This window comes from Rhodococcus sp. P4_B6 (genome assembly GCF_056402215.1).
This window is the reverse complement of the sequence record NZ_JBFUHV010000373.1, coordinates 1-2,978: the sequence shown is the minus strand read 5'-3', so window position 1 is coordinate 2,978 and position 2,978 is coordinate 1. Positions and strand designations below refer to the sequence as shown.

Annotated in this window: 2 protein-coding genes and 2 pseudogenes; all 4 read right to left on the bottom strand. The window is 64.5% G+C overall.

The genetic code is table 11. From position 1 onward, the window contains the following. Nucleotides 1–360: pseudogene (locus tag AC1DWT_RS50570) on the bottom strand (twin-arginine translocation signal domain-containing protein); the annotation flags it as partial. 763 nt (nucleotides 361–1,123) lie between these two features. Further along, nucleotides 1,124–1,393 carry a hypothetical protein gene (locus tag AC1DWT_RS50565; RefSeq protein ID WP_206015610.1) on the bottom strand — a complete coding sequence of 90 codons (270 nt, stop codon included), beginning with the start codon at nucleotides 1,391–1,393 and terminating at the stop codon, nucleotides 1,124–1,126. 326 nt (nucleotides 1,394–1,719) lie between these two features. Further along, nucleotides 1,720–2,145 (bottom strand): annotated as a pseudogene (locus AC1DWT_RS50560) (tachylectin-related carbohydrate-binding protein); the annotation flags it as partial. A 15-nt stretch (nucleotides 2,146–2,160) separates the two neighbouring features. After that, on the bottom strand, nucleotides 2,161–2,409 hold the full coding sequence (locus AC1DWT_RS50555) for a tachylectin-related carbohydrate-binding protein (RefSeq protein ID WP_206015608.1): 249 nt from the start codon (nucleotides 2,407–2,409) through the stop codon (nucleotides 2,161–2,163). Nucleotides 2,410–2,978 lie beyond the last annotated feature (569 nt).

Sequence of the window (2,978 nt, the reverse complement as noted above, 5' to 3'; positions counted from 1 at the left end):
CACGAGTCGTATTGGCCGTTGACGAAGTAGGTGAGWCGGACCCCGGTGTCCTTCGCGAACTGGGTGTAGAGCCGGACGACGTCGCTGTTGACGCCGTCGTCGACGGTGAGCGCGAGGAGGTCGCCGTTGCCGGGCAACGCGGTCAAGGCGCCGCCGCCGGGCGACGGGATACGGGATGCGGGATGCGGGTGGCGGTGGTGGAAGTACCGCCGGCGCAGGGGACGCCGCCGGCGTCGAAGGAATGCCCGGATCGGTGGGGTCGGGCACGGCGGTACCCGGGGTTTCTGCGCTGCTGATGCTGCACCCGGCGGCGCCGACGACGGTTGCCGCGGCGAGAGTCAAGAATTGGCGTCGATCCACGGCCGAATTGTAGGGTCGCCATCAACCTCGACGTGTGTGCAACGCCCTTCGTCACACGATCGGCACTCGAGACCCCCGCGCCACCACGCTGAGGAGTGGCAGGGCGGGGACCGACGTGCCACCGCACGGTTACAGCGAACCGCCGCGCACGGTGAATTCCACTCGTGGGCAACGGCATGCATGATAGGGGCGGAGGTGTTCTCCGCCAAATCTCAGTTCTCAGCGCTCTCTCAGCGTGGAACGCTCATACTCCGTGCAACACCAGATGTACGTAATGCACCGATTCGAGAACCTCGTCTATTCCCGCGACAACGCGCAACGCGCCGATGTTTGCTCCGCGTCCGTCTTGTTGAGCGCCAATCCAACAGCCGCCACCCGACCGTGCGAGCCCGAATTGCATGGTGGACTTACTCGCTCCCCCTGGCCGCTGTTCAGGAGTTCGAGTCGGCCGAGACCGGCGAATGCGCGTTGCACGGGGTCCTTCGCCTCTGCTGCGGCGGCTTTCTACCGACGCAAACACCCGGACGACCCGCTACCTTTTGCGTCGTGTGTGGCCGTGGGCGGTAGACGGTAGGACCACCGAGTCATGCGCAACCAGCGGTGGCTGGGTGTGGCCCCCGCCGGGCCGCATCGAAAAGGTAGGTGCGCCACCGTGAACAGATACGAGTTGCGGCCCGCACTCTTGAACCAGCTGACCGCCAGATCCGCAGCCCGCGCAGGCCGGGTCGGTCCAGCGCCCGCCCTGCCCTCCATGCGCCGTTGATCAGTCGATGGATTGCATCAGCCGCCACCCGCGGCGTGCGGTAACGAAACCGGAGATCGCGCCGAGGACCGCGCTGATGATCAAGCCGGCCGCGAGAAACGGGATAGGGTTCACCGATTCCATCCTCCCGGTGGTCTCGTCGGCGCCGAGCGGTTCGTATCTGCCGATGTAGAAGTGCGCCGGGTATGACAGCCACCAAGCGAACAGGCTCGTACACACCAGGCCCGCACCGAGTCCGAGGGCTGCTCCGATCAGCATCAGTGTTCGCACAAGATCAACTTCGCATCATCGGCTGTGCTGTTACCGAGCTTCCCGGCGCGGGCTCGTCACGGACTTTCCCGGCCTCAATTGCACGAAATTCGTGGTCGAGGCGCTGCGCGGTTCTCTGTAGTAAAAAGTGTACTCACCTGGCTTTTTCAATCGAGACGCTGCGGAAGGTTTCCTACAGCAGTCACCCCGCATGAACCATGAGTGACACGGAGCGACACCCGAGTCGCCGCTTTTCGAGCATGTCGATTGTTGGTTCACGGCGATTCCGACGATTCCCTGCACCGCCTCGTCGGCTGGGCCGAGGTGATCAGCCCCCGCCTGTGACGTCAGCTGAACACCTTCGTGTAGGAATTCCAGCCGGTACCGACGGTCTTGCCGCCCCCACCCGCAGTCCACAGGGGACTGCCGTCCCTGAAACCGTCGTGGCGATACCACTGCATGTCGCCGTTCGGCCTAATTCCATACAGCACGCCGAAATATCCGCCGAAGGATTGTGGGTAGGTCCAAACGGTAGCAACATTCTTCCCACCGCCGCCCGCGGTCCACTCCTGACCTCCGTTCTGCCACCCGTCGTGGCGATACCACTGCAGGTCGCCGTTCGGCTTGACGGCGTAGAGCATTCGCGGGAGGTCGGGCTCCTCGTAACCACCGACGTGCATGCTGGAGCCGAAAAAGACAGCGGAATACGAGTTCCAACCCGTTCCGACGCGGATACCTCCACCGCCGGCCGTCCAATCCTGGCTACCGGTCTCATACCCGTCGTGGCGCTACCACCGCATGTCGCCGTTCGGTGTGATCGCGTAGATCACACCAGGGCCGTGCAGAACGGTCGCGTACGACTGCCATCCGGTGCCGACCTTGATCCCGGCAGGGCCTCCGGCCCAGTCGTTGGTGCCTTCTCGCCACCCCTCGTGTCGAAACCAGTGCATGTCGCCGTTCGGCTTGATTCCGTACATGACGCCGTCAAAGGCGCAGAGCACCTTCGAGTAGATGTCCCAGCCGGAATTCACCGTCACGCCGCCGCCACCCGCAGTCTAGGCTCCGCTACCGTCCTGCCACCCGTCGTGGCGGTACCACTGCAGATCACCGTTCGGCTTGATCGCATAGATGACCATGAGTATGTCGGTGTCGGACATGGCTAAGTCCCTTCGAAGGCTCCGAACGTGACCCGGCGGACCACCCTTCCACTCTCGTTCCTGCACGGGTGAACTGATAACCACCACAGGGGTGGAGGAGGCGCACCCTATGGTCACACCGCGTAGCAGGCCTTCCGCCCGACCCGCGCGCTGGATGACGGTTCCGGGCCGCTGGGGTCAAGGTCGCGGTCCTGTCGCGACGACAGTCGCCGTGGGTGGATCCGCCGCGGTTGGTTTGCGGTCGGCCGGTGTGCCGCAAAGGGTGACCTGACTGCTCAATGCCCACACCCTGCTGCGGTACATCGACCCCGACCCGCCTCAATAGCTCCGACGGTGGCACGCGGCCGCTGCGTCAGTGACGGGCGTCACATTAGATCTGGGGGTGGTCGGCGTAACGTTCCCGGCCCTTCCGGACACCGTTCGAGTAGCCGCAGACGCTGGGCCCGCGG